This is a genomic window from Pseudomonas sp. AE27 (assembly GCF_037113495.1).
Lineage (GTDB): Bacteria > Pseudomonadota > Gammaproteobacteria > Pseudomonadales > Pseudomonadaceae > Aquipseudomonas > Aquipseudomonas palmensis.
This window is the reverse complement of the sequence record NZ_CP146966.1, coordinates 2,992,966-3,019,016: the sequence shown is the minus strand read 5'-3', so window position 1 is coordinate 3,019,016 and position 26,051 is coordinate 2,992,966. Positions and strand designations below refer to the sequence as shown.

Genomic DNA, 26,051 nt, shown 5'->3' with positions numbered 1-26,051 from the left:
AGCTCACTATGAACAGCATCGCACGCCTCACCCTGATCGCTCTGGCCGTGGGCTTGAGTGCGTGTACGGTGCATCGGCCCAGCGAGCCCACCGTGCCGCCGATCGAAACCCTGCCGCCGACCGGGCCGGTGATCAAACCGGTGCCGGGGCCCAAGCCAGGTACCCCGGCCACGCTGCCGACGCCCAAGCCGATGCCACGCACCTCGGCAAGCTTCGCGCCGCCGCCGGGTGGCGCCAGCCACTGGGACCCTAAACTCGGGGTGTACGTGCTCGAAGGCAAGACCAACACCTTCTACCGCCAACGCACCTACTACCGTTTCAGCAATGGCTGGAGCTGGGCCACCAGCCCTGACGGCCCCTGGCAGGACACCGACAGCAGCGGCGTGCCGGGCGGCCTGGGACGGGCTTTCGCCCAGTAAGCCCAAGCCGGCATAATGCCCCTTTTTGCGAATGGCCAGGGGGCAGGGCATGACACACAAGGTACTGGTGCTGGTAGAAACGGTGGATGACTACCTGCCCTTGCTCGAACAGGCCGGCTTCGAGCTGATTCGTGCACAGACCCCGGCCCTGCGTGCCGAGGCCATCGCCCGCCACGGCGGCGCAATCGATGCGGTACTGACCCGCGGGCCGCTGGGCTTGCGGGCCGACGAAATCGCCGCCTTGCCCCATCTGAAAATCATCTGCGTCATCGGCGCCGGGTACGAGGAAGTGGATCTGGCAGCGGCTGCTGCGCGTGGCATCACCGTGACCAATGGCGCCGGTGCCAACGCCACGGCGGTGGCCGACCATGCCCTGGCGCTGCTGTTCGCCATCGTGCGCGATATTCCCCGTGCCGATGCCACCACCCGCCAGGGGCAGTGGAACCGTGTGATCAGCCCGTCGCTGAGCGGCAAGCGCCTCGGGGTACTGGGCCTTGGCGCGACGGGGTTGGCGATTGCCCGGCGTGCGGCGCTGGGCTTCGACATGCAGGTCAGCTACCACAACCGCCGGCCACGCACCGACGTGCCCTACACCTGGTGCGAAAGCCCGCTGGCGCTGGCGGGGGCGGTGGACTTTCTGATCGTTGCCACCCCGGGCGGGGCCGGTACGCGCCACCTGGTCGACGCGGCGGTGCTGGACGCACTGGGGCCGCAGGGTTTTCTGGTGAACATTGCGCGGGCCAGCGTGGTGGACACCGATGCGATGGTGGCGGCGTTGCGCGAAGGGCGTATTGCCGGGGCCGGGCTCGATGTGTTCGATGCCGAGCCTGAAGTGCCGCAGGCACTCAAGGCGCTGGACAACGTGGTGCTGACCCCGCATGTGGCCGGACAGTCGCCGGAAGCGGCGCGCGATACGGTGGCGCTGGTGCTGCGCAACCTGCAGGCGTTCTTTGCCGGGGAACCGGTGTTGACCCCGGTGACGGCGTAATCCGTCGTAGGAGCCGGCCTTGCCGGCGAAAGGGCCGGGGCCGACTGCTGCTAGACTTCAGCCCTACCGCTCACCGCAAGGACCCTGCACCATGTCCCAACCCCAGGAAAAACACGGCAGCTGCCTGTGCGGCGCCATTCACCTCAGCGTCAGCCTCGACAACGCCAGTGTCAGCGCCTGCCATTGCAGCATGTGCCGCAAATGGTCCGGTGGCCCGTTGATGGTGGTGCACAGCACCCAGACCCTCAGGCTCAGCGGCGACACCCCGCGCATCTACGATTCCTCCGAGTGGGCCCAGCGCGGCTTCTGCGGCACCTGCGGCACCCACCTGTTCTATCGCCTCAAGGCCGGCGGCTTCGACGCCGTGCCGGTGGGCGTGCTCGATGGCGAGAGTGACTGGGCGCTGGAACTGCAGATCTACATCGATCAGAAGCCGGGCTACTACTGCTTCGCCAACCAGACCCGGACCCTCACCGGCGCCGAGGTGCAAGCGCAGTTCAGTTGAGCGCCAGCAACCTATTCCCTGCGCGAATGCCTGCATGCCGAATGATCTTTTGCCTGGACGCCTGCATTTGGCTAGCCTGCGTGCTCTGAAAAACGAGGAGCAGGCAAGTGAAACGGGGTGTGGCGTATGCCGGCGTGGCCGGTGCGATGTGGGGCATGGTGCTGATGGTGCCGCAACTGCTGCCGGAGTTCAGCCCGGTGCTGCTGGCCTGTGCGCGGTTCGTCCTGCTGGGGGCGGTATCGCTCGCGCTGCTGCTGCCAATGCGCAAGGCGCTGCGTCAGCTCGAACGGGCAGACGTGTGGATGCTGGCGCGCCTGGCGCTGATCGGCAACCTGCTGTACTTCATGTGCCTGGTGGCGGCGATCCAGCGCCTGGGCGTGGCGCCGGCATCGCTGATCGTTGGTGTGCTGCCGCTGACCATCACCCTGTACGGGCGCAATGACAGCGGCGCGGTGGCCCTGTCGCGCCTGGCCGGGCCATTGGCGCTGATCCTGGCGGGCATGCTGTGCATCAACCTGCAGACCTTCGCGGTGGCGCCGGGGGCGGTGCAGGACAAGCTCGCCGGGCTGCTCTATGCGCTGGCCGCGCTGGCCTGCTGGACCTGGTACGCCACCTACAACAGCCGCTATCTCAAGCAGTGCCGGCACCTGGACAGCCATCAGTGGTCGGTGCTCACCGGGGTGGTGACCGGCGTGTTCAGCCTGGTGCTGGTGGCGCTGCTGTGGGTGTGGCAGCCGCAGCAGTTGCAGGTGCAGGCCACTGCTGAGCGCTGGCAGCTGTTCTGGGCGTTCAGCCTGGGTTGCGCGCTGTTTGGCTCGTGGCTGGCGGGGGTGTTGTGGAATGCGGCAGCCAAGCGCATGCCGCTGACCCTGAGCGGGCAGTTGATCGTGTTCGAGACCCTGTTTGCCTTGCTGTATGCGTTCATCTGGCGCCAGAGCGGGCCGAACCTGCTGGAGGGCGCGGCGATCGTGCTGGTGGTGGGCGGGGTGTGCTGGTCGATGCGCCAGCACGAGCCGGTGACAGCCGGCGCCACCTCATGATCCGCGTTCGCTCCCCACAGCCTTGCAAAACACGGCCATTGCTGCGAAAACGCATCGGCAGAAAACGTCCCATAGCCGTCAGAGATCACCCATGAGCAACGAACTTCAAATCATCGACCTCCAGTTGGGCGACGGCAAGGCGGCCGTCAAGGGGGCGCTGATCACCACCCAGTACACCGGCTGGCTGGACGATGGCAGCGTATTCGATTCCTCCCACCAACGCGGCAAGCCGTTCCAGTGCGTGATCGGCACCGGCCGCGTGATCAAGGGCTGGGACCAGGGCCTGATGGGCATGCAGGTGGGCGGCAAGCGCAAGCTGATCGTGCCGGCGCACCTGGGTTACGACGCGCGTAGCGTAGGCAGCATCCCGCCGAATTCGACCCTCACCTTCGAGATCGAGTTGCTCGAGGTCCTCACCCGCGACGATTGACCCCCAGAGCCCCTCGCGCCAGGCCGCCAACCGGCTGGGCATCCACGCCGAAGACCCGCTGCCATCTTCGAGCACCTGTTCGGTTGAAGAAGCGATCCGGCGCAAGCTGATCTGAGCGTCATCATCGCGAAACATCCCTGCGCCAGACTGGCGCTGGCTCAAGGCAGAGCCGGCACGGATGAACCAAACGGGTTTGCGACACTCTCAAGCACGCCCGTTTCCACGGATGGAACGACAGACAGGGATCACCCCGCAGCCTCGGCTGCGGGGTGGCACAGGCGGGTCAGCCTCAACCCTATTTGTCGCAAAGAGCCCGTGCCATGAAGTTGCCCTCCTTTTTTCGGCGTTATCGCCCTGCGCTGTTTTCCGTTCCGCTGGTCGTCGGCGCCACCCTGCTGACCTTCGAAGCGCTCGAAAGCCGAGCCCAGCCGGTGGACGGCACCCAGACCCTGGTCTTCCTGCGCCATGCAGAAAAGCCCGGCGAAGGCCTCGGGCAACTGAACTGCCAGGGCCTCAACCGCGCCCTGGACCTGGCCACTCTGCTCCCGGAAAAATTCGGCCCCGCCGACTACGTGTTTGCCGCCAACCCCAGCCGCGAAGTGGAGGAGGGCAGCAACGACAATGCCTACAGCTATATCCGTCCGCTGATGACCATCAGCCCGAGCGCGATCAAGCTCGGCCTGCCGGTGAACATCGACTTCGGCGCCAACGACACCGGCGACCTGGCCGACGAGCTGCTGCAGGACAAGTACCGCAACGCCACGGTCTACACCGCGTGGTCACACGGCTACCTGCCCGAGCTGATCAACACCGTGGCCGGCAAGGCGCTGGGCGAAAAACGCACCATCACCGACGACTGGGACGGCGAGGATTTCGACTCGCTGTATGTGCTGACCCTGACCTGGCACGACGGCAAGGCCAGCCTGCTCAGCCGCAACTACAAGCAGGGGCTGGACAACGGCGACCTCGCCTGCCCGAGCTGAGGGCTAGTTCACCACCTCGAAGCGTGAGCTGGCCTCGCGCCACTCGAACGTCTTGCCCAGGCAGTACGGGCTGGAGGGGATGAGCACCTGGGTGGCGCCACCCTGCAGGCGTACCTGGACGGTGTCGATACCCTTGCTGCGACAGCCCGGCACCTTCACCTCCAGCGTCTGCTGCAGCTTGCCGGTGGCCTTGTCCATTACCTGGATGGTTTCGAGGGCGGCATAGTCCATGTCCATCGGCAACTGGAAGTAGAAGCGTTCGGTGGACGCGGCCTGGGGCAGTACGGCACCAGGCGAGGGTGTCTGCAGGCCGATGTCGGCCACCAGCTTGAGCGTGAAGGGCAGCTGCTTGCCGCTGGCGTAGGCGGTCCAGGTGCCTTGCAGCGGCTGGGCACGGCTGCTGAAATCGGCTTTCTGGAAATGCAGCCGCGCGGTGGGCAGGCCGCCGCTGTCCAGTTCGTCCATGGCGAAGTTGTAGGTGTCGGTGTTGCGCGTGGGCTTGAGCCGGATCGGCGTGTGGTAGCGCTCGTAGTAGTAGATACCGGTCACGTAGTCGTTGGTGCGCTCGATCACCAGCGTCACCGGCAACCCGCCGAGTTTACCCTGGTACACGGAATGGTAGGCCAGGGCATTGGCGCTCAGGCACAGCAGCAGGCAGGCGAACAGGGTACGAAACGGCATCAGAAAGGCTCCACGCTGTGGCGCTGCCACACCAGTTGCTTGGGGTCGACGAAGTGGTAGTACTGCCAGTCGCTGGTCCCGGTGTCGTAGTTGCTGCCCTGGCGCTGGGCTACCCAGCCGGGGGCGGGGAACTTGAGCGCGCCCTTGTCGCCCAGCGCTTCGAGTTCGGTGTGGCGTTGGTAGGTATTGCTGGTGGGCTGGTACAGGTAGAACTGGTCCGGCTCCTGGTTGGCGCCGCCGGTGGCGCGCTGGCCGATGGGCGAGGCCCTGAAGTCGATGATGCCGTCACCGTTGTAGTCGGCGAAGGTCAGGGTGCGGGTGCCGTTGAACGCCAGCGCCAGGTTGTCCAGCACCTGCAGTGTGCTGCCGCTGGCGAGGTCGATGATAGTGATGCGATCGACCTTGCCGGTGTATTCGCCCTCGGCCTTGCTGGCGTGCACATAGAAGCTCTTGCCGCGGTTCTGCGGCTGTTGCAGCAGCTCGCCTTGCCAGCTGGAGCGCTGCTCGTCGCTGAAGCGAGTCTGGCGCGTGAGGCTGAAGGGCACGCGTTCCCGGGTGCGCAGGTCGATCCATTCGCCACTGAAGTCGCGATCGTGCGTGAACACGAAGGGGCGCACCCGCAGTGCTGCGGCGGGCATGCGCGGGTTGTCCATGATGTTGATCAGCAGTGGCACGTCCTTGCTGTAGGGCGTCACTTCCAGTGGCTGGCTGGTGTGGTGCTCGGTGTCCAGCAGGTAGCCTTGCACGTACTCGTACTGCGAGGTGTATTGCAGGGCGACCTCGACCTTGCGCTCGCCGAGGGTGCCCTGGTACAGGTTGATCGGGTCGGTGGCGTGGGCGCTGGTGAAGGCCAGCGCCAGGCCCAGCATGCAGAGGGGCCTTGGGAAAGCGAACATGGTGACGGTGCGTCCTTGCGGGAGAGGGGCGCAAGGCTAGCATATGTGTGGAACGTGCCGTTGCTCTGCGAATCCCGCGCCGCCCGCCAGTATGGCGCTTATGCCATCGGCGGCAGCCGTCGCTTCACCGGGCTTTTCTTGACGATGGCGGTGTTGGTTTCGGCGTGGCTGTTGAGCTTGTCGAGCAAGGTGTCGAGCTGCTCCATCGAGCGTACATGCAGGCGCGCGATGAAGCAGTCGTCACCCGTGACCTTGTCGCACTCGGTGAACTCGGGGATGGCGATGATCTGGCGCTCCACCTCCTGCAACTGCCCCGGCAACGGACGAATGCGCACGATGGCCTGCAACTGGTATCCGAAGCTGCGCGGGTCGATGTCGACCGTGTAGCCCTTGAGCACGCCGCGTTCTTCCAGGCGACGCAGGCGCTCGCTGACGCTGGGCGCCGACAGCCCGCTCAGGTGCGCCAGCGCCTTGAGCGAACGCCGCGAGTCTTCCATCAGCGCCTTGATCAACAGCTGGTCGATATCATCAGTCATGCAGTCCTCGTCAGGCAGATCAATGAAATTGCCTTGATAAAAAAGGCAAGGCTTGAGTCTAGCCTTGTTTTTGCTATGGAGCGCCCTGGCTTCTCGCTCGCATAATCTGTCCATCGTCTGGGAGGTGAGAGATGGACAATTCAATACGCCGTGGGTCGTTGGAAATGGTCGCCGCGATGCTGATATCCGGCACCATCGGCTGGTTCGTGCTGGTGTCGGGGCAACCGGTGCTGGACGTGGTGTTCTGGCGCTGCGTGTTCGGCGCCGGCACGCTGTTGCTGGTGTGCGCCGTGCTGGGTTTTCTGCGGCCGGGCATCCTCACACGTGCCAGCTTTGCCCTGGCAGTACTCAGCGGGGTGGCCATCGTGGGCAACTGGGTGCTGCTGTTCGGCTCCTATTCACGGGCCTCGATTGCCATCGGTACGGCGGTGTACAACGTGCAGCCGTTCATGCTGGTGGGGCTGGCGGCGGTGTTTCTGGGTGAAAAGCTCAGTGTGCCCAAGCTGTTCTGGCTGGGGGTGTCGTTTGCCGGGATGCTGGCCATTGTGAGTGCCCACGGCAGCGGGCAGGGCAGTGGCGAGGATTACCTGCTGGGCATCGCGCTGGCGCTGGGCGCGGCGTTTCTGTACGCGGTGGCCGCGCTGATCATCAAGCGCCTGAGTGGCACGCCGCCGCACCTGATCGCGCTGATCCAGGTGAGCACCGGCATCCTGTTGCTGGCGCCCTTTGCCAATACCGGCGGCCTGCCGGGCACTGCGGGGGCGCTGGCCAGCCTGGTGACGCTCGGTATCGTGCACACCGGCCTGATGTACGTGCTGCTGTATGGCGCCATCCAGAAACTGCCGACCGCGTTGACCGGGGCGCTGTCGTTCATCTACCCGATTGCGGCGATCTTCGTCGACTGGTTTGCCTTTGGCCATCGCTTGAGCGCGCTGCAATGGCTGGGGGCGGCGGCGATTCTGCTGGCGGCTGCCGGCATGCAGCAGGGCTGGTGGTGGAGGGCGAGCGGCAAGCTGCACGCCACAAGCGACAAGTAAACAGGCGCCCGGCGCAAACTTGTCGCTTGCTGCGTGAAGCTTGCCGCTAAAATAGCCCCTTTTGTCCCAGTGAATCCTGCCATGCCGATTGCCACCCTTCACGCCCACCTGCTCGGTGCCCTGAACCCTGCGCCTGCCGAAACCCGGCGCCTGTTCCATGGGCGCGGGCGCTGCTGGCCGGGGCTCGAACAGATCACCGTGGACTGGCTGCAGGGCGTGCTGCTGGTCTCGCTGTTTCGCGAACCGCCCGAAGGGCAGCTGGCCACGCTGGAGCAGATGCTGCGCACCCTGGCCGCCAGCCCTGGCTGGCCCGGGCAGGCGATCCTGATTCAGCACCGCTACCTGCCCGACAGCCCCGGCCAGTGGTTGCTGGGCGAGCCGAGCGAGCACCGCGTGATCGACGAGGATGGCCTGCGCTATCAGCTGGACTTGGGCCTGAAGCAGAACACCGGGCTGTTCCTGGACATGCGCTATGGCCGGCGCTGGGTGCGGGAGCAGGCGGCGGGCAAGCGGGTGCTCAACCTGTTCGCCTACACCTGCGGGTTTTCGGTGGCAGCGATTGCCGGGGGGGCCGAGCAGGTGATCAACCTCGATATGGCGCGCTCGGCCCTGAGCCGCGGGCGCGACAACCATCGGCTCAACGGGCATGACCTGGGCCGGGTGGGGTTTCTGGGGCATGAGCTGTTCAAGTCATGGGGCAAGGTGCGCAAGAGCGGGCCGTATGACCTGATCATCATCGACCCGCCGACGTTCCAGAAGGGCAGCTTTGTGCTGACCCAGGACTACAGCAAGATCCTGCGCCGCCTGCCGGAGCTGTTGAGTGAAGGCGGCACGGTGCTGGCGTGCGTGAACGACCCGGCCATCGGGCCTGACTTTCTGATCGAGGGGATGGCAGCCGAGGCGCCGGGGCTGGTGTTCGTGGAGCGTCTGGCCAACCCACCGGAGTTTGCGGACAGTGATCCGGTGGGCGGGCTGAAGGCGCTGGTGTTTCGCCAGGGGTGACCGGGGTGGATTGTTCGCCGGCAAGGCCGGCTCCTACAGGGTTTGCGTCGTCTGTAGGAGCCGGCCTTGCCGGCGAATGAGGCTAGCGGCACAAACGCCGCCACCCCATCACCACACCACTCACGCTCAGCACCAGCCCACCCAGGCTGAGCACGATCATCCACCCATCCCACAACGGCCGCCGCGTCAGCAGCGGTAGCCAGTCCCAGCTGTGCAGCAACGCGAACAGCCAGCGTGACGCGCGCCGTGGCTGGTCCAGCTGCCCCAGTACTTCACCGGTGTACAGGTCCAGATGCAGCCAGGTCTGCGCCGGGTCGTCGAAGCGCACCCGCAGCACCGGCAGACGCTTTTCAAGATGCCCGAGCATGCTCTGCTCGGCCCGCGCGTAGTAGTAGAAGTCGTAGGCCTCCAACTGCTGCACCTGCATCGCCGGCCCGATCGCCCGCGCCGCCTGCTCCAGCACCGCCCGTGGCAGACGCTGCAGCACCTGGCCGTCGTGCATCGACAGTACCCGCGTGCGTCCCGCGCCGTCCTGGCCCACCACATACCCCGCGCCACCGATCAGCCGCCACTCCAGCTCGCGGGCGGTGAAGCCCTGGTCGGCAAAGCGCGCCAGTGCCTGGGGCACCGACAGCGGGAACGCCGCCGCATTCAGCGGCCCGCCCTGATACGCCGAGGTATCCAGCGGCTGCGCACTGCTGAACAGCCGCCACGGGTTCATCGACATCAGCCCACTGAAAATCCAGGTGATGGCCAGGGCACCGAACAGCAACCCGCCCACATGGTGCCAGCGTGCCCAGCCCTTGTACGGCGAACGCGAACCGCTGCGGTAGGGCCGGCTGAAACGCCAGCGCATCACCCCCACCACCGCGCCCAGCAGCGCCATCACGCTGGCTGCCAGCGACAGGTAGATCACCAGGTTGCTCCACAGCCCGTCCACGCCGATGCCGCGCAATGGATACAGCCAGTGCAGCCAGGCGCCGATCAGGTTCCAGCCGCGCTCGCCGGCGCTGGCATCGCGCACCACTTCGCCGGTCTGGCCGCTGATGTACAGCAAGGTGCCGTCCGTATCGCTCAACTGCACGCGATGCAGCGGCCGGTGCGCATCCAGTGCGCGCGAATGGCTCCACAGGTCTTCCTGCACCGCGTCGCGATAGGTCAGCGGCGCATGCAGGTCGTATTGCCCGGCACTGGCCAGCGCCCGTTCGTGGTTGGTGGGGGCGATGCGCTGGCCGCTGCGTGCGTCCACCGCCACGGCCTCGCCGCTGGCATAGTCGAACAGGTAAAGCGCCTGCCCGGCCACGCTGCTCAGGCGTATGCGTGCAGGTTGCGGATCGGTCACCGCCAGCGCCTCGCCCAGCGAGACGCAACAGCCCTGCGCCGACAGCGCCGGCAGGTGCGCCAGGTGCTCGCGCGGGGTCAGCTTGGGGTAGCCCACGTACAGCATCACCATGCCCGAGACGAACCATAGCGCCATGAACACGCAGGTCACGATCCCCAGCCAGCGATGCCACAGATACAGATAACGCTTCATTGCGACGCTCCATCAGGGCCAGGGCGCGAACGCCCCGGCCCGGCCCAGTCAGAAGCGGGTCTGCACCGCCAGTTCGAAGGTGCGCGGTGCACCCAGGTAGAGCATGCTCGACGAGGTCCAGCGTGCGTACACCTCGTCGGTCAGGTTGCGCACCCGCGCGGTGATGCGCGTGTCGGCATCCACCTTGTAGCCGACGAAGGCCCCGAACAGGGTGTACGACGGCGCGTAGCGGGTGTTGGCCGCATCGGCGTACACCGACGACACATAGCGGCTGTCGCCGCCCACCTGCCACTGCGGGTCCAGGTCGTAGGTCAGCCACAGGTTGGCCACCCGGTCCGGGGTGTTGGTGGGGGTGTTGCCCTTGCGCGAGAACGACTGGCCGCCGACGTTTTCGTTGAACGCGTCGTACTGCGCATCGACATAGGCGAAGTTGCCTTCGGCCAGCAGTTGCGGGGTGACGCGCAGCGCCGCCGCCACCTCGATACCGCGTGACGACTGCTTGCCCACCGGCTGGGTGAAGCCGGGGTTGGCCGGGTCGGCGGTGGCCAGGTTGTCGCGCTCGATGCGGTAGGCGGCCACGGTGGCCGAACCGCGTCCGTCCAGAAAGTCGAACTTGCTGCCCACCTCCAGCTGCTTGCCGGTGCTCAGGTCGAAGTCGCGCACCTGGCCGAAGCTGGCGGTGGTGAGCATGCCGGCGGGCGGGTCGGCGGCGGTGCTGTACTGCACATACACGTTGGCCGACGGGGTCAGCTCGAACACCAGGCCCACACGCCCGGTGGTGGGCTGGTAGCGGCGTTTGAACTGCGCCGGGTTGGCCTCGTTGACGGCGCGGTAGTTGCGTACCTGCAGGTCGATGCTGTCGTGGCGCAGGCCCGTCAGCAGGGTCAGGCGATCGGTCAGGGTCAGGCGGTTCTCCAGAAAGCCGGCCCAGGTGTCGACCGTGTTCTGACGGTTCTTCTCGTAGCCGGGGAACATGCCCGGCAGGTCGTAGAAGTGTCCCGGGTCGAAGTGGTCGGGGTCGACGCTGCCGGCAGCGGTGCCCGAGCGCGGGTAGGTCATCTGCACGTTGTGGCTGTAGTCCAGGCCCGTCGACCACTGGCTGCGCAGGCCGAACAGCTGGCCGTCATGCAGCAGTTCCACGCGGTTGCCGTTGAGCTCCTGGTCGTGCCGTTGCAGCAGGCTGCCGGAGCGTTGCACGCGGCTGTTGTCGGCGTTGTAGGTGTAGGTCTCGAGATTGCGGAAGTTGCGCTCGGCGTTGTAGTGGTAAAGCGTATTGCGCAACGAGGTGGCGTCGTCGAAACGGTACTCGGTGATCGAGCGCAGCCAGCGCACGCGCTGCTCGTAGCGCCCGTCCTCGACGTTGTAGTTCTCGAAGCGCCGGCTCTTGTCGACCTTCATCTGGCCGCCCAGCGGGTTGAGCACCGGGCTGCCCCAGTAGGGGCTGTCGACGCTCTCGTTCTGGTATTCGAGTGCCAGGGTGTGGGACAGCTGGTCGTTGATGTCGGTCAGCAGCGAGAACGCCACGCTCCAGGCATCGCGCTCCTCGCGGTCGACGTAGCCATTGCTGCGGGTATGGCTGAAATCCAGGCGCGCATGGTTGGTGTCGTTGAGTGCGTGGTTGAAGCCGAACGAGGTCTCGCTGCTGTCGTAGCTGCCATAGCTGACGCGGCCTTCATTGAAGTCTTCGTCGCGGTTGGCCAGCTTGGTGATGTAGTTGATCGAGCCGCCTACGGCGCCGGCGCCGAACAGGAAGCTGGACGGGCCGCCGACCGCTTCGACGCGGTCATAGATCCAGCTGTCGACCGGGCGTGCGGCGATCGAGTCGTACTGCACGCTGATGCCATTGAACAGCTGGGTGATCTGCGCCCCGGAAAAGCCCCGGTACGACACCGAGCCGGCCGAGCCGGGCGGGGAGGCGGCATTGAGGCCGGGTACGCCGGCGAGCATGTCCTGGGTGGTCCTGGCGCCGCGCTGTTCGATCTGCTGGCGGTTGACGATGCTGATCGAGGCCGGGGTTTCGCGGGGCGTGAGGCCCAGGCGCGAACCGGTTTGCGAGGGGGTGTCGAGCAACACGCCGTCCACCGGGATCGGCCGGTCGCTGACCAGTACATCGGGCAGCACGAGTGCCTCGTCGGCAACGGCGTTGAGCGACAGGGCGCAGAGCAGGGCAGTGCAGCCCTGCAAACGTGGGAAAGGGGTCATTGAGCGAACTCTGCAGGTGAGCCAACGGCACCCCCGCGCAGTGGCGCAGGCGTGTGCCGGTACGGGCAGCGGCAAGGCTGCCGGGTTGGATCAGGCCAGCAGGGGGGAGGCGCGCGGGTTGGCCGAGGGCCAGCAGTAGCGAGGTGGTGCCTTGCTGCGCAGTTCGCGGTGGTAGCGGCGCGTGCGGGTGAACGCCAGCAGCCAGCCGATCACCAGGCTCAGGGCCAGGCACACCACGGCCGCGGCACACACCGGGCAGGTTTGCAGGCTGTCCCAGCCGGCGATGGAGGCATCGCTGTAATCGGTCTTGAGGGTCGGGCCCGGGGTGCCCATGGCCGAGCAGAAGGCTCCGCCGATGCCGTTGAGCTGCAGGCCCATCATCTGCCCGTGGCCGATACCGCAGGCGAACAGATTGAACAGGACGCTGAAGTACAGCGTCCAGGCAATCAGCGAGCGGTCGGCACGGGTAAATTTCATGGCGGCGACTTTAGCACCACCTTCCCATGCCGGGAAGGTTGAACGCCGCAGTGTCTACACCGTTTCGTCGCGTACGTGGGCCGGCTGCGGGTAATACTGCGCGAAGCTCACGTCGTCGGTCTGGTCCACGCGCTTTTTCAGGCGCTCGTTGAACGCCCGGTTCACCGCGTACTGCCCGCCCGAGGTGGTGCGGAACTGGGCGGTGAGGGTGATGCCGTTGAGGTTCATGGCGTCCACCCCGAACACCTGCAGCGGCCCTTGCAGGCTGTGGCGCAGCACCGGGTCCTCGCTGATCGACTGGCCCACCTCGCGGATCAGGTGCAGGGCGCTGTCGACATCGGTCTGGTAGCTGAACTGCACCGAGAAGAACGCATAGGCGAACTGGCGCGACTGGTTGGTGACGGCCTTGATCTGGCCGAACGGTACCGAGTGCACGAAGCCCTTGCCGTCACGCAGGCGCAGGGTGCGGATGGTCAGGCTCTCGACGGTGCCGGCGTGGCCGGAGTCGAGCACCACCCAGTCGCCGATGGCGATGGTGTCCTCGATCAGGATGAACAGGCCGGTGATCACGTCCTGTACCAGCTGCTGCGAACCGAAACCGATGGCCAGGCCGACCACCCCGGCACCGGCCAGCAGCGGCGCCACGTTGATGCCCAGGTTGGCCATGGTGGTGATGGTGCAGATCACCACCAGCACGATCTTCACCGCGTTGCGCAGCATCGGCAGGATGGTGCGCACCCGTGTGCTGGGCTGGCGCGAAGCGCGCCGGCCGGCGCTGGGCTTGAGGGCTTCCTGGATGGCGGTGTCGATCACCACCCACAGCAGCCAGGTGACCAGCAAGATCAACCCGATGCTGCTCAGCGAATCGCTGATTGCCCGGCCCAGGCTGTTGCGCACGGCGAATTCGAGCACCGAAAAGCCCCAGATGCGCCCCAGCAGCTCGATGAAGGCGATGGCCATGCCGATGCGCAGCAGCGCGTGGGCGAGGTTGCGCACCAGTTCCTTGTAGGGGCGCAGGCGCTGGCCGGGGTCGACCTCGCGGGACTTGAACAGGTGCTGCAGCACCGTGCTCAGGAACACCGTGCCCACCAGCAGCACCGTGGTCAGCAGGGCCTTTTGCAGGGCCTTCTGGCTTTCTTCGCCGGCGCCGATCAGGTTGATCGCCGATACCAGGATCATCATCAGGATCGGCAGGTACCACAGCCACGAGAAGATCCGCAGGGTTTCCTGCAGGGCGCGGTGCTGCAGGCGGTCGTGCAGGTCGCGGTTGCGGATCAGGTGGGCCACCGGGCGGCGCAGGCGGATTACCAGCGCGGCGAAGGCGAAGGTGGCCAGCAGGCCGGTGATCACCGCGATGCTGCTGGTGAGGTTGCCACCGATCTGGCGGGTGATCTGCGGGCTGGTCAGGGCGTCGGCCCAGGCGGCGAGAAAGCCGATCATGAACAACGGGCGTGGCGCGATCTTGCGGATGATGCGCACGGCGGTGCGCTTGTGGCCGGTGTCGAACACGGTGATCAGGCACAGGATGATCGACGTCGAGAACAGGCCGCTGCTGGTGGCGTAGGCCAGGCTCAGGCCCAGCGCGCGGCCGATCGAGGGGTCGAGCAGGCGCGTGCTGGCGTAGAGGGTGGCGGGCAGGCTGGCCAGGGCCGGCAGGGTGTAGGGCAGCAGGTAGCCGAGCAGTTTCTGCAACCGCGGACGTTCGCGCAGCGGGCGCCTGCGATTGATGTGGTGGGACAGCACGCGGCCCAGGCTGGTGAGCACGCCGAACACCACCAGCCAGGTGAGGCTGAGCAGGGCAAAGTCCACCAGCAGGTCGAAGGAGTCTTCGGCGTGGCGGTCGACCAGTTGGTTGGCCTCCTTGCTGGCGCGATTGGCGCGCAGGCGCCAGGCGTCGACCAGGTGACCGTCGACGTCGATTTCCTGGGTGACGCTGTCGAGGCTGTTGGCCAGGGCGCCGAGCAGGCCGCCCTGAACCACGGGTTCCGGGGCTTTTTCGGCGGTTTCGGCGCTGTCGGTGCCGGGGATGAGGCTGGCGGCGAGCAGTTGCGTGCTGAGCAGGCAACCGAGCAGCAGGGTGAGCAATCGGGTCACTGGGCACTCCTTGAGCCGTGAATGACGGAAAGGGTAGTCCAAGGAACTGATCGGTATTTGCCGGGCAAGTTCGAAACCGAGGTGAATTCATCGCGGGTCAAGCCCGCTCCCACAGGTGCGACATCGCCCTTGAAATCGGCACATCACCTTGTGGCAGCGGGCTTGACCCGCGACAGGCCCGAACGCCGGCCACAAAAAATCCGGGGCCCGTCACAGGCCCCGGATTCGTCACCCGGCCTTATTGCCCGGTGTAGATCTGGTCGAAGATCCCGCCGTCGTTGAAGTGGGTCTTCTGCACGGTGCGCCAGTCACCGAAGGTCTTTTCCACCGACAGGAAGTCGACTTTGGGGAAGCGGTCGGTGTACTTGGCCAGCACGGTCGCGTCGCGTGGGCGCAGGTAGTTGTTGGCGGCAATTTCCTGGGCTTCAGGCGACCACAGGTACTTGAGGTACTCCTCGGCGGTGGCACGGCTTTTCTTCTTGTCCACCACCTTGTCGACCACGCTCACCGGCGGCTCTGCTTCGGCCGACACGCTCGGGTAGATCACCTCGAACTGGTCGCGACCGAATTCGCGCGCGATCATCTCGGCTTCGTTCTCGAAGGTCACCAGCACGTCGCCGATCTGGTTGGTCATGAAGGTGGTGGTCGCGGCACGGCCACCGGTATCGAGCACCGGTGCCTGCTTGAACAGCTTGCCGACGAAGTCCTTGGCCTTGTTCTCGTCACCGCCGTTCTTGAGCACATAGCCCCATGCCGACAGGTAGGTGTAGCGGCCGTTGCCCGAGGTCTTGGGGTTGGGCACGATCACCTGTACGCCGTCCTTGAGCAGGTCGGGCCAGTCCTTCAGGGCCTTGGGGTTGCCCTTGCGCACGATGAACACGGTGGCGGAGGTGAAGGGCGCGCTGTTGTTGGGCAGGCGGGTGACCCAGTTGTCCGGCACCAGCTTGCCGTTGTCGGCCAGGGCATTGATGTCGGTGGCCATGTTCATGGTGATGACGTCGGCCGGCAGGCCGTCGATCACCGAGCGCGCCTGCTTGCTCGAACCGCCGAAGGACATCTGCACGTTGATCTTCTCTTTGTGCTCGGCTTCCCAGTGCTTCTGGAACGCGGCGTTGTAGTCCTTGTAGAAGTCGCGCATCACGTCGTAGGAGACGTTGAGCAGGGTGGTCGGGGCGGCCTGGGCGAGGTTGCCCAGGGCCAGGCCTGCGGCCAGAAGCGAGGCACCAAAGAGTTTTTTCACTGCGCATTCCTTGTTCGAGTTGGGAGAAAGGCATTATGCCAGCGACTATAGCGGCTCGGCCTTAGTCGCTTAAAGATTAAAAAGTGCTGTGGTTATTCCATTTTCTTGAACAGCGCATTGCCGCAGCGTGAACAGAACGCGGCGCTCTGCTCGTGGCTGCCCTTGTGGCAGGTGGGGCAGGCGTGCTGCCGCTGTTCGCCGCGCATGGCGTTGGCCAGCTCGGCAGTGAAGATGCCGGTGGGCACGGCGATGATCGAGTAGCCGGTGATCATCACCAGCGAGGAAATCACCTGGCCCAGCGGGGTCTTGGGCACGATGTCGCCAAAGCCCACGGTGGTCAGGGTCACGATGGCCCAGTAGATGCCCTTGGGGATGCTGGTGAAGCCGTGCTCCGGGCCTTCGACCACGTACATCAGGGTGCCGAACACCGTGACCAGGGTCGACACGCTGACCAGGAACACGATGATCTTCTGCTTGCTGCCGCGCAGCGCCGACATCAGGTAGTTGGCCTGCTTGAGGTACGGGCCGAGCTTGAGCACGCGGAAGATGCGCAGCATGCGGATCACGCGGATGATCAGCAGGTACTGCGCGTCACTGTAGTAGATGGCGATGATGCCCGGCACGATCGCCAGCAGGTCCACCAGCCCGTAGAAGCTGAAGGCATAGCGCAGCGGCTTGGGCGAGCAGTACAGGCGGGTGAGGTATTCGGCCAGGAAGATGGCGGTAAAGCCCCACTCGATCCAGGCCAGCAGCCCGGCGTAGCCCTGGTGGACCTCGTCGATGCTGTCGAGGATGACGGTGATCAGGCTGGCCAGGATGATCAGCAGCAGAATGCTGTCGAAGCGCCGGCCGGCCACGGTGTCGGCTTGAAAGACGATGACGTAGAGCCGCTCGCGCCAGCTCGAAGGGGTGCTCATGGGCGCTTTCCATTACAAGATGGAGCAGAGCCTAGGGGCTGGCCCGCAGCTGTGCAAGCGGGCGACGTCGGGCAGCGGTGCCCAGTTGCAGCAGCCAGCAGGCGAGGATGAACGGCGCGGTCAGGCCCGGCACCGGCAACAGGCCCAGCAGCGGTTGCAGCACGATGGCCAGAACGATGGCCAGCAACGGCCGCCAGGGTTGTGCGCGGGTCTGGCTGAAGGCCAGCGCGGCCAGCGCCGCATTGAAGCCGTACAGGCCGTAGTAGCCGGCGCCGGCCTCGCCACCGAGCAGCGCCACGCTGCCGCCCAGGGCGGCGCCCAGTAGCGCCCAGGCGGCGGCGTAGCGGTTGGCGATCAGCAGGCCCAGGGCAATCAGCAGGCCGGCCAGCGGCTGGTCGAGCAGGAAGATCTGGCCCAGGCCGCGGCCCAGGGCGAACAGCGGGTTGGCCGCGACCGGGGCGTAGCCGGCGCTGGAAGGCTCGGCCAGCGCCAGTACCGCCCAGCCGATCAGCACGAAGGGCGCGGTGTAGGCGGGCAGCAGGCGAGGGCTTTTGCGCTTGAGCCACTGGTGCACCAGCATGCTGCTCAGGCCCGCGGCGGCGATGATCAGCGGGGGCAGCAGGGCCGACCAGGGCAGTGCGTGGCTGAGCAGCAGGCCCAGCAGTACGCCGTTGTAGCTGTACAGGCCGGCCTGGCGGTCGGCGCGGTTGTAGCCGCGGCGCTGCGCGGTGAGCAGCCCGGCAAGGGCGCCCAGCAGCGCACCGCCGATGAGTTCGGGGGCGGTAATCAGAATGGCCAGCAGGCACAGCAGGCCGCACAGCGGGTTGCGCTGCAGCAGCACCTGACTGAAACCGTTGAGCAAGGCGGTGGCCCAGTCGGGGCACGGGTTGACGAAGTTCTTGGTGTACATGGCAGTGGGTCAGGGTGGGTGGAGTGGGGCGCCTCTTCGGGCTTTGTTGTCCCACGGTGTGGTGTGTCAGTGCGGGCCTCTTCGCCGGCAAGGCCGGCTCCTACAGGGTCTGTGCCGTGTGTAGGAGCCGGCGTTGCCGGCGAAGCGGTCAGAGCAGGGTTTCGATCCGCAGCGTATTGGTCGACCCCGGCTTGCCAAAAGGCACACCGGCAGTGATCAACAGGATGTCGCCACGGCTGGCCATGCCCTGGGCCTGGGCAATCTCCAGTGCCGTGGACACCACTTCGTCCACCTGGCGCAACCGATCGTTGACCACCGAATGCACGCCCCAGGCCACACTCAGGCGCCGTGCGGTGTTGAGGTTGGGGGTCAGGTTGAGGATCGGTGCACGCGGCCGTTCACGCGCTGCGCGCAGGGTCGAGTTGCCCGACTCGCTGTAGTTCACCAGCACCGCCACCGGCAGGATGCCGCTGATGCGACGGATCGCGCAGCTGATCGCATCCGACACCGTGGCCTCGGCCTGTGGCCGGCCCACGTCCAGCTGGGCCTGGTAGTCCGGGCCGCTTTCGACCTGGCGGATGATCTTGCTCATCATCTGCACCGCTTCGAGCGGGTAGTCGCCCGAGGCGGTCTCGGCCGACAGCATCACCGCATCGGCGCCCTCGGCCACGGCGTTGGCCACGTCGGTGACCTCGGCGCGGGTCGGGGCCGGGCTGAAGCGCATCGACTCGAGCATCTGCGTGGCCACCACCACCGGGCGGCCCAGCTGGCGGCAGGTGGTGATGATGCGCTGCTGGATCTGCGGCACGCTTTCGGCCGGCACTTCCACGCCCAGGTCGCCACGGGCAACCATGATCGCGTCGCTCAACTGGGCAATCTCGCGCAGTTGCGTGACCGCCGAGGGCTTCTCGATCTTGGCCATCAGGTAGGCCCGGTCGCCGATCAGCTGGCGCGCCTCGATGATGTCTTCAGGGCGCTGCACGAACGACAGGGCCACCCAGTCCACGCCCAGCTCCAGGCCGAAGGTCAGGTCGCGACGGTCCTTTTCGGTCAGCGGGCTGAGCTCGAGCAGCGCCTGGGGCACGTTCACGCCCTTGCGGTCGGACAGTTCGCCGCCGTTGAGCACCTCGGTGTCGATGGCGTCGGCGTGCTTGGCGGTCACGCGCAGGCGCAGTTTGCCGTCATCGAGCAGCAGGTCCATGCCCGGCTCCAGCGCGGCGATGATCTCCGGGTGGGGCAGGTTGACCCGCTGTGCATCGCCCGGTGTGGCATCCAGGTCCAGGCGCAGGGCCTGGCCGCGTTGCAGTTGCACCTTGCCTTCGGCAAAACGCCCGACACGCAGCTTGGGGCCCTGCAGGTCCATGAGGATGCCCAGCGGGTAGTTGAGCTGGCGCTCCACTTCGCGGATCCATTCGAAACGCATGGCGTGGTCGGCGTGCTCGCCGTGGCTGAAGTTCAGGCGAAAGATGTTCACCCCGGCTTCGACCAGCTGACGGATGTCGTCGATGCCTTTGGTCGCGGGGCCGAGGGTGGCGAGGATTTTGACTTTCTTGTCAGGCGTCATGTTGTGCGGTCTCGAGAATCAGGATGGCGCGAAAATCGTTGACGTTGGTGCGCGTGGGCTCGGTAACGATCAAGGCGTCGAGCGCGGCGAAATAACCGTAGCCATTGTTGTTGTCCAGCTCGTCCGCCGCCGACAGGCCCAGGGCCTGGGCACGCGCATAGCTGTCGGGGGTCATGAAGGCCCCGGCGTTGTCTTCGGAGCCGTCGATGCCGTCGGTGTCACCGGCCAGTGCGTACACGCCGGGCAACCCCTTGAGGCTTTCGGTGAGGCTGAGCAGGAACTCGGCGTTGCGCCCGCCGCGGCCATTGCCGCGCACGGTGACGGTGGTTTCGCCGCCCGATAGGATCACGCAGGGCGCCGCCAGTGGCTGGCCGTGCTGCACGATCTGGCGCGCGATGCCGGCATGCACCTTGGCCACTTCACGCGACTCACCTTCCAGGTCACCCAGGATCAGCGGGCTGAAGCCGGCCTGGCGCGCCTTTACTGCAGCGGCCTCCAGCGACTGCTGGGGGCGTGCGATCAGCTGGAAGTGGCTGCGGGCCAGGGCCGGGTCATCGGCCTTGACGGTTTCGGAGGCCGGGTTGTTCAGCCACGCGGTGACGGCGGCCGGGGCCTGGATGTTGTAGCGCTTGAGGATCGCCAGCGCTTCGGCCGAGGTGCTTGGGTCGGCCACGGTGGGGCCGGAGGCGATCACGGTGGCGAGGTCGCCGGGTACGTCGGAAATCGCGTAGGTGTACACCGTGGCCGGCCAGCAGGCCTTGGCCAGGCGGCCGCCCTTGATCGCCGAGAGGTGCTTGCGCACGCAGTTCATCTCGCCGATGGTGGCGCCGGATTTGAGCAGGGCCTTGTTGACCTGCTGCTTGTCGGCCAGGGTCAGGCCTTCGGCGGGCAGGGCCAGCAGGGCGGAACCTCCGCCGGAGAGCAGGAAGATCACCCTGTCGTCGGCGCTGAGGTCGCTGACCATCGCCAGCACACGCTTGGCCACGGCCAGGCCGGCGGCGTCCGGTACCGGGTGGGCGGCTTCGACCACTTCGATCTTGCTGCAGCTGGCGCCGTGGCCGTAGCGGGTCACGACCAGGCCCGAGACCTCGCCCTGCCAGCTGCGCTCGACCACTTCGGCCATGGCGGCGGCTGCCTTGCCGGCGCCGATGACGATGACGCGGCCGCTGCGGTCGCTGGGCAGGTGGGCTTCGAGCACCTGGCGTGGATGCGCGGCATCGATGGCCGTGGCGAACAGCTCGCGCAGAAAGTGTTGCGGATCGACCGACATGGCAGGCTCCCAAATCTTATTGTTTTGCAGAATTGAAAACGCCCCTGGGCCTGCCTCCGTGCAGACGGGCCCAAGGGCGGGTGGTGCTCTTTAGGGCGGCAAGCTTCAGGCTACAAGCTGCAAGAGGCAGCGGACCGATGCGCGGTCTGCCGGTCTTGCCGCGTGAAACCTGCCGCTTGACGCTTACTTGTCGCCGCGGATCGAGAAGTTGGCCATGTGCTCAAGTCCCTTGACCAGCGCCGAGTGGTCCCAGTTGGCGCCACCGATGGCCGCGCAGGTGCTGAACACCTGTTGGGCATTGGCGGTGTTGGGCAGGTTGATGTTCAGCTCCTTGGCACCCTGCAGGGCCAGGTTCAGGTCCTTCTGGTGCAGGCTGATGCGAAAGCCCGGGTCGAAGGTGCCCTTGATCATGCGCTCGCCGTGCACTTCGAGGATTTTCGAGGAGGCAAAGCCGCCCATCAGTGCTTCGCGCACCTTGGCCGGGTCGGCGCCGTTCTTGGCGGCGAACAGCAGGGCTTCGGCAACGGCCTGGATGTTCAGGGCCACGATGATCTGGTTGGCGACCTTGGCGGTCTGGCCGTCACCACTGCCACCCACGTGGGTGATGTTCTTGCCCATGGCCTGGAACAGCGGCTGGGCACGTTCGAAGGCTTTGGGGCAACCGCCGACCATGATGCTCAGGGTCGCGGCCTTGGCGCCGACTTCACCACCGGACACCGGGGCGTCGAGGTAGGTGGCGCCGGTGGCCTTGATCTTCTCGGCGAAGGCTTTGGTGGCGGTAGGGGAGATCGAGCTCATGTCGATCACCACCTTGTTCGGGCCAATGCCCTGGGCCACGCCGTTTTCACCGAACAGCACGGCTTCGACCTGGGGGGTGTCCGGCACCATGACGATGATGAATTCGGCTTCCTGGGCCACTTCCTTGGGGTTGGCCAGGGCCACGCCGCCGGCGGCGATCAGGTCGCTCGGCGCGGCGCCGTGGTGCGAGGAAAGGAACAGGCTGTGACCTGCCTTCTGCAGGTTCTGAGCCATTGGAAGGCCCATGATGCCGGTGCCGATGAATCCGATTTTAGCCATTACAATTACCTCTTGTTTTTGTACATGTAGGAGCCGGCCTTGCCGGCGAATGGGGCCATGAGGTGTTCGGTCAGGCCCCTTCGCCAGCAAGGCTGGCTCCTACAGGGGTTATGTGGGGTTCAGATCGCGTTGTGGGTCTTGAGCCAGCCAAGGCCCGCTTCGGTGGTGGTCAGCGGCTTGTATTCGCAGCCTACCCAGCCCTGGTAGCCGATACGGTCCAGGTGCTCGAACAGGAAGCGGTAGTTGATCTCGCCGGTGCCCGGCTCGTTGCGGCCCGGGTTGTCGGCCAGCTGGATGTGGTTGATCTTGGCCAGGTTGCCTTCCATCGTGCGGGCCAGGTCACCTTCCATGATCTGCATGTGGTAGATGTCGTACTGCAGGAACAGGTTGGTGCTGCCCACTTCGGCCTGGATCTCCAGCGCCTGCTTGGTGGTGTTCAGGTAGAAGCCCGGGATGTCGCGGGTGTTGATCATCTCCATCACCAGCTTGATGCCTGCTGCCTGCAGCTTGTCGGCGGCGAACTTCAGGTTGTCGACGAAGGTCTTGCGCACCGTGGCGCAGTCCGGGCCTTGTGGGCGAATACCGGCCAGGCAGTTGACCTGGGTGTTGCCCAGTACCTGGGCGTAGGCAATGGCCAGGTCCACGCCGGCACGGAATTCCTCGACACGGGACGGGTCGCAGGCGATGCCGCGATCACCCTTGGCCCAGTCGCCGGCCGGCAGGTTGAACAGCACCTGGGTCAGGCCGTTGCTGTCCAGGTGCTGCTTGATTTCAGCCGAGCTGAAATCGTACGGGAAGAGGTACTCGACCCCGCTGAAGCCGGCGTCGGCAGCAGCCTTGAAACGGGCGAGAAAGTCCTGCTCGGTGAACAGCATGGACAGGTTGGCGGCGAAACGAGGCATGGTTGTCTCCTTGCAAAAGTGGGCCCTGTGCGCGGGGGCAGCAGGGCCGCTACAACAGTCAGTCGAGCAGCGAGATCGCGGTTGGCGCGTCGTTGCCGACCAGCGCCAGGTCTTCGAACTCGTTGACCGCGTTGATTTCGGTACCCATGGAAATATTGGTCACGCGCTCGAGGATCACCTCGACCACGACCGGCACCTTGAACTCTTCGGCCATCTGCTGGGCCTTGCGCAGGGCCGGCTGGATTTCTTCCGGCTTGAACACGCGCAGTGCCTTGCAACCCAGACCTTCTACAACCGCGACGTGGTCCACACCGTAGCCGTTCAGTTCCGGGGCGTTGAGGTTCTCGAACGCCAGCTGTACACAGTAATCCATCTCGAAGCCGCGTTGGGCCTGGCGGATCAGCCCCAGGTAGGAGTTGTTCACCACCACGTGGATGTACGGCAGGTTGAACTGCGCGCCCACCGCCAGCTCTTCGATCATGAACTGGAAGTCATAGTCGCCCGACAGTGCCACGACCTTGCGCGACGGGTCGGCCTTGACCACGCCCAGTGCCGCAGGAATGGTCCAGCCCAGCGGGCCGGCCTGGCCGCAGTTGATCCAGTGACGCGGCTTGTACACGTGCAGGAACTGCGCACCGGCGATCTGCGACAGGCCGATGGTGCTGACGTAGCAGGTGTCCTTGCCGAACACCTGGTTCATTTCCTGGTACACGCGCTGCGGCTTGACCGGCACGTTGTCGAAGTGGGTCTTGCGGTGCAGGCTGGCCTTGCGCTGCTGGCAGTCCTTGAGCCACTCGCCACGGTCCTTGAGCTTGCCGGCGGCTTTCCACTCGCGGGCCACTTCCAGGAACACGTCCAGTGCGGCGCCGGCGTCGGACACGATACCCAGGTCCGGGGTGAACACACGGCCGATCTGGGTCGGTTCGATGTCGACGTGAATGAAGCGACGGCCTTCGGTGTACACATCCACCGAGCCGGTATGGCGGTTGGCCCAGCGGTTGCCGATGCCCAGCACCACGTCCGACTTGAGCATGGTCGCGTTGCCGTAGCGGTGCGAGGTCTGCAGGCCGACCATGCCCACCATCAGCGGGTGGTCGTCAGGGATGGTGCCCCAGCCCATCAGGGTCGGGATGACCGGGATACCGGTGAGTTCGGCGAATTCCACCAGCTTGTCGCTGGCATCGGCGTTGATGATGCCGCCACCGGCCACCAGCAGCGGACGCTCGGCGGAGTCGAGCATGGCCAGGGCCTTCTCGACCTGCACGCGGTTGGCCGACGGCTTGCTCACCGGCAGCGGCTGGTAGGCGTCGATGTCGAATTCGATCTCGGCCATCTGCACGTCGAACGGCAGGTCGATCAGTACAGGGCCAGGACGGCCGGTGCGCATTTCATAGAAGGCTTTCTGGAACGCATACGGCACCTGGCCAGGTTCGAGCACGGTGGTGGCCCACTTGGTGACCGGCTTGACGATGCTGGTGATGTCGACGGCCTGGAAGTCTTCCTTGTGCAGGCGCGAGCGAGGCGCCTGGCCGGTGATGCACAGAATCGGGATGGAGTCGGCCGAGGCGCTGTACAGGCCGGTGACCATGTCGGTGCCGGCAGGGCCGGAGGTGCCGATGCACACGCCGATGTTGCCGGCCTTGGTACGGGTGTAGCCCTCGGCCATGTGCGAGGCACCTTCCACGTGACGAGCAAGGACGTGATCGATGCCGCCGACTTTCTTCAGGGCCGAATACAGCGGGTTGATCGCGGCGCCCGGGATGCCGAATGCGGTGTCGACGCCTTCACGGCGCATGACCAGCACGGCTGCATCGATTGCTCTCATTTTGCTCATGGTTTTGTGCCTCTTAGATTTTGTAATTGTATACAAATTGCTTTTCGACAGAGTGTATTCACGGCAGGCGACTCTGGTCAATCCATTTTCATCCGCCACCGGGTGCTTTCGTCGTTACCCCGTAAAAAAGGGGTTGTGACGGGTTTTGGTCGGATGGAGTGAATTATTGTATACAAAAATATTCTTCATTGTGTTCTATTTGTTGTATTGGTTTTTCACTTGCCCACGTGGGCTTCTAACAACAAGAGGACCTTTGGATGAACGTTCTGAGCTTGAAAGTAGCGGTGAGCCTGGTGAATGGCGCGCTGGCGGCCGGCCGCAGGATTTCGGCGGCGCCGCTGACCGTGGTGGTGCTCGATGCCGGTGGGCATCTGCTGACCCTGCAGCGCGAGGACGGCGCCAGCCTGCTGCGTCCGCAGGTGGCGATGGGCAAGGCGTGGGGGGCGATTGCGCTGGGCAAGGGCTCGCGCCTGCTGGCGCTGGACGCGCAGCAGCGCCCGGCGTTCTTTGCCGCGCTCAACGGGTTGGGCCAGAGCCCGGTGGTGCCGGCGCCGGGTGGGGTGCTGATTCGGGATCAGAGCGGGGCAGTGCTGGGCGCGATCGGCATCAGCGGTGATACGTCGGATATCGACGAGCAGTGCGCGATCAGTGCGATCGAAGAGGCGGGGTTGACGGCGGATGCGGGGGTGGCGGCGTAGGGCCCTTTCGCCGGCAAGGCCGGCTCCTACATGTCTGCGCGAGCCTTGTAGGAGCCGGCCTTGCCGGCGAAGCAGTCAACGCGATCAGGCGTCCGGCGCACAGCCCTTGAGCACCAGCCGGATGATGGTCTGCGCCGCCGCCTCGTAGTCGCTGTCCTCGAGCTTGGCCTTGCCGGTGACCACCGAGATCTGCCAGTCGAAATCGGCATAGGTCTGGGTTGCGGCCCAGATGCTGAACATCAGGTGGTGCGGGTCGACCGGGGCGATCAGGCCGCGCTCGATCCAGCCCTGGATGCATTCGATGTTGTGCCGTGCCTGCACGTTGAGCTGCTCGACCTGGCTGGCGCTAAGGTGCGGCGCGCCGTGCATGATCTCGCTGGCGAACACCTTGGACGCGAAGGGCAGGTCGCGGGAGATGCGCACCTTGGAGCGGATGTAGGCACTGAGCACCTCTTGCGGCTCACCGTCGGCATTGAACGGGGTGGAGGCCTGCATGATCGGCTCGATGATGCTTTCGAGCACCTCGCGGTAGAGGTTTTCCTTGGATTTGAAGTAGTAGTAGACGTTGGGCTTGGGCAGGCCGGCCTTGGCCGCGATGTCGCTGGTCTTGGTGGCAGCGAAGCCCTTGTCGGCGAACTCCTCGCTGGCGGCCCGCAGGATCAGTTCTTTGTTGCGCTCGCGAATGGTGCTCATGGTGGCGCTGTTCCTTGTATCTGGCCGCGTGCGGCAACAGGCCTGGGCAGGCGGTTGCGCATGGTAGCACCGCGTTCGCGAAGCGCTCAAGGTCGCCCCTTTTGCCCATCGACAGGCTAAGC

Annotated in this window: 25 protein-coding genes; 9 read left to right on the top strand and 16 right to left on the bottom strand. The window is 65.6% G+C overall.

The window, feature by feature from the left end; all coding sequences use genetic code 11:
* Positions 1-8: 8 nt before the first annotated feature.
* The 6 genes from V9K84_RS13720 (at position 9) to V9K84_RS13695 (ending at position 4,365) form a co-directional block, all read left to right on the top strand.
* Positions 9-419 (top strand): hypothetical protein, encoded by a 411-nt coding sequence (locus V9K84_RS13720; RefSeq protein WP_043861846.1) that lies wholly within the window; start codon positions 9-11, stop codon positions 417-419.
* A gap of 49 nt (positions 420-468) precedes the next feature.
* Positions 469-1,407: a 2-hydroxyacid dehydrogenase gene (locus tag V9K84_RS13715; protein ID WP_088515609.1), complete on the top strand. Its 939-nt coding sequence runs from the start codon at positions 469-471 to the stop codon at positions 1,405-1,407.
* A gap of 91 nt (positions 1,408-1,498) precedes the next feature.
* Complete coding sequence (locus V9K84_RS13710; protein ID WP_043861848.1) at positions 1,499-1,912, top strand: GFA family protein; 414 nt, start codon at positions 1,499-1,501, stop codon at positions 1,910-1,912.
* Positions 1,913-2,019: 107 nt separating this feature from the next.
* Positions 2,020-2,952: a DMT family transporter gene (locus V9K84_RS13705; RefSeq protein WP_088515610.1), complete on the top strand. Its 933-nt coding sequence runs from the start codon at positions 2,020-2,022 to the stop codon at positions 2,950-2,952.
* A gap of 91 nt (positions 2,953-3,043) precedes the next feature.
* Positions 3,044-3,382, top strand: a complete 339-nt coding sequence (locus tag V9K84_RS13700) for an FKBP-type peptidyl-prolyl cis-trans isomerase (RefSeq protein ID WP_043861851.1) — start codon at positions 3,044-3,046, stop codon at positions 3,380-3,382.
* A gap of 320 nt (positions 3,383-3,702) precedes the next feature.
* On the top strand, positions 3,703-4,365 hold the full coding sequence (locus tag V9K84_RS13695; protein WP_058542044.1) for a hypothetical protein: 663 nt from the start codon (positions 3,703-3,705) through the stop codon (positions 4,363-4,365).
* 3 nt (positions 4,366-4,368) lie between these two features.
* Here the strand turns inward: V9K84_RS13695 and V9K84_RS13690 are convergent, their stop codons facing one another.
* The 3 genes from V9K84_RS13690 to V9K84_RS13680 all read right to left on the bottom strand — a co-directional run bounded on the left by V9K84_RS13690 (position 4,369) and on the right by V9K84_RS13680 (position 6,478).
* Positions 4,369-5,046: a hypothetical protein gene (locus tag V9K84_RS13690; protein WP_088515611.1), complete on the bottom strand. Its 678-nt coding sequence runs from the start codon at positions 5,044-5,046 to the stop codon at positions 4,369-4,371.
* Positions 5,046-5,942, bottom strand: coding sequence for a hypothetical protein (locus V9K84_RS13685; protein WP_143516676.1), 897 nt, complete (start codon positions 5,940-5,942; stop codon positions 5,046-5,048). The genes V9K84_RS13690 and V9K84_RS13685 overlap by 1 nt, the downstream gene beginning before the upstream one ends.
* 98 nt (positions 5,943-6,040) lie before the next feature.
* Positions 6,041-6,478 carry an Lrp/AsnC family transcriptional regulator gene (locus V9K84_RS13680; RefSeq protein WP_043861856.1) on the bottom strand — a complete coding sequence of 146 codons (438 nt, stop codon included), beginning with the start codon at positions 6,476-6,478 and terminating at the stop codon, positions 6,041-6,043.
* A gap of 131 nt (positions 6,479-6,609) precedes the next feature.
* Between V9K84_RS13680 and V9K84_RS13675 the strand changes: the two genes are divergently transcribed.
* Positions 6,610-7,515, top strand: a complete 906-nt coding sequence (locus tag V9K84_RS13675; RefSeq protein WP_088515612.1) for a DMT family transporter — start codon at positions 6,610-6,612, stop codon at positions 7,513-7,515.
* Positions 7,516-7,596: 81 nt separating this feature from the next.
* Positions 7,597-8,517, top strand: a complete 921-nt coding sequence (locus V9K84_RS13670) for a class I SAM-dependent methyltransferase (protein ID WP_088515613.1) — start codon at positions 7,597-7,599, stop codon at positions 8,515-8,517.
* Positions 8,518-8,599: 82 nt separating this feature from the next.
* Here V9K84_RS13670 and V9K84_RS13665 read toward each other — a convergent pair whose 3' ends face one another.
* The 12 genes from V9K84_RS13665 to gcl all read right to left on the bottom strand — a co-directional run bounded on the left by V9K84_RS13665 (position 8,600) and on the right by gcl (position 24,538).
* Positions 8,600-10,051, bottom strand: coding sequence for a PepSY domain-containing protein (locus tag V9K84_RS13665; RefSeq protein WP_088515614.1), 1,452 nt, complete (start codon positions 10,049-10,051; stop codon positions 8,600-8,602).
* 48 nt (positions 10,052-10,099) lie between these two features.
* Positions 10,100-12,253: a TonB-dependent receptor gene (locus tag V9K84_RS13660; RefSeq protein WP_078480261.1), complete on the bottom strand. Its 2,154-nt coding sequence runs from the start codon at positions 12,251-12,253 to the stop codon at positions 10,100-10,102.
* A gap of 90 nt (positions 12,254-12,343) precedes the next feature.
* Entirely contained in the window at positions 12,344-12,730 is a 387-nt protein-coding gene (locus tag V9K84_RS13655) for a DUF2946 domain-containing protein (RefSeq protein ID WP_043859887.1), read from the bottom strand.
* A 54-nt stretch (positions 12,731-12,784) separates the two neighbouring features.
* Positions 12,785-14,824, bottom strand: a complete 2,040-nt coding sequence (locus V9K84_RS13650) for a mechanosensitive ion channel domain-containing protein (protein WP_043859888.1) — start codon at positions 14,822-14,824, stop codon at positions 12,785-12,787.
* 238 nt (positions 14,825-15,062) lie between these two features.
* Entirely contained in the window at positions 15,063-16,064 is a 1,002-nt protein-coding gene (locus tag V9K84_RS13645; protein ID WP_043859889.1) for a sulfate ABC transporter substrate-binding protein, read from the bottom strand.
* Positions 16,065-16,156: 92 nt separating this feature from the next.
* Positions 16,157-16,981: an ion transporter gene (locus tag V9K84_RS13640; RefSeq protein ID WP_088515615.1), complete on the bottom strand. Its 825-nt coding sequence runs from the start codon at positions 16,979-16,981 to the stop codon at positions 16,157-16,159.
* A 31-nt stretch (positions 16,982-17,012) separates the two neighbouring features.
* On the bottom strand, positions 17,013-17,891 hold the full coding sequence (locus V9K84_RS13635; RefSeq protein ID WP_058542041.1) for an urea transporter: 879 nt from the start codon (positions 17,889-17,891) through the stop codon (positions 17,013-17,015).
* Positions 17,892-18,039: 148 nt separating this feature from the next.
* Positions 18,040-19,455 carry a pyruvate kinase gene (pyk, locus tag V9K84_RS13630; protein ID WP_043859892.1) on the bottom strand — a complete coding sequence of 472 codons (1,416 nt, stop codon included), beginning with the start codon at positions 19,453-19,455 and terminating at the stop codon, positions 18,040-18,042.
* Complete coding sequence (locus tag V9K84_RS13625; RefSeq protein ID WP_054915605.1) at positions 19,445-20,725, bottom strand: glycerate kinase; 1,281 nt, start codon at positions 20,723-20,725, stop codon at positions 19,445-19,447. Before V9K84_RS13625 ends, pyk begins: the two co-directional genes overlap by 11 nt.
* Before the next feature lie 183 nt (positions 20,726-20,908).
* The gene (locus V9K84_RS13620; RefSeq protein ID WP_054915604.1) at positions 20,909-21,802 is read right to left on the bottom strand and encodes a 2-hydroxy-3-oxopropionate reductase; all 894 of its coding nucleotides are present in this window, start codon (positions 21,800-21,802) and stop codon (positions 20,909-20,911) included.
* Positions 21,803-21,921: 119 nt separating this feature from the next.
* On the bottom strand, positions 21,922-22,704 hold the full coding sequence (gene hyi / locus V9K84_RS13615) for a hydroxypyruvate isomerase (protein WP_054915603.1): 783 nt from the start codon (positions 22,702-22,704) through the stop codon (positions 21,922-21,924).
* Between the two features lie 58 nt (positions 22,705-22,762).
* A complete protein-coding gene (gcl, locus tag V9K84_RS13610; RefSeq protein WP_043859896.1) occupies positions 22,763-24,538 on the bottom strand; it encodes a glyoxylate carboligase in 1,776 nt (591 codons plus the stop codon).
* Between the two features lie 257 nt (positions 24,539-24,795).
* On the opposite strand from gcl, the gene V9K84_RS13605 reads away from it, so the two are divergent.
* On the top strand, positions 24,796-25,236 hold the full coding sequence (locus tag V9K84_RS13605; protein ID WP_054915601.1) for a heme-binding protein: 441 nt from the start codon (positions 24,796-24,798) through the stop codon (positions 25,234-25,236).
* An 84-nt stretch (positions 25,237-25,320) separates the two neighbouring features.
* Here V9K84_RS13605 and V9K84_RS13600 read toward each other — a convergent pair whose 3' ends face one another.
* Positions 25,321-25,929 (bottom strand): TetR/AcrR family transcriptional regulator, encoded by a 609-nt coding sequence (locus V9K84_RS13600; protein ID WP_043862341.1) that lies wholly within the window; start codon positions 25,927-25,929, stop codon positions 25,321-25,323.
* Positions 25,930-26,051 lie beyond the last annotated feature (122 nt).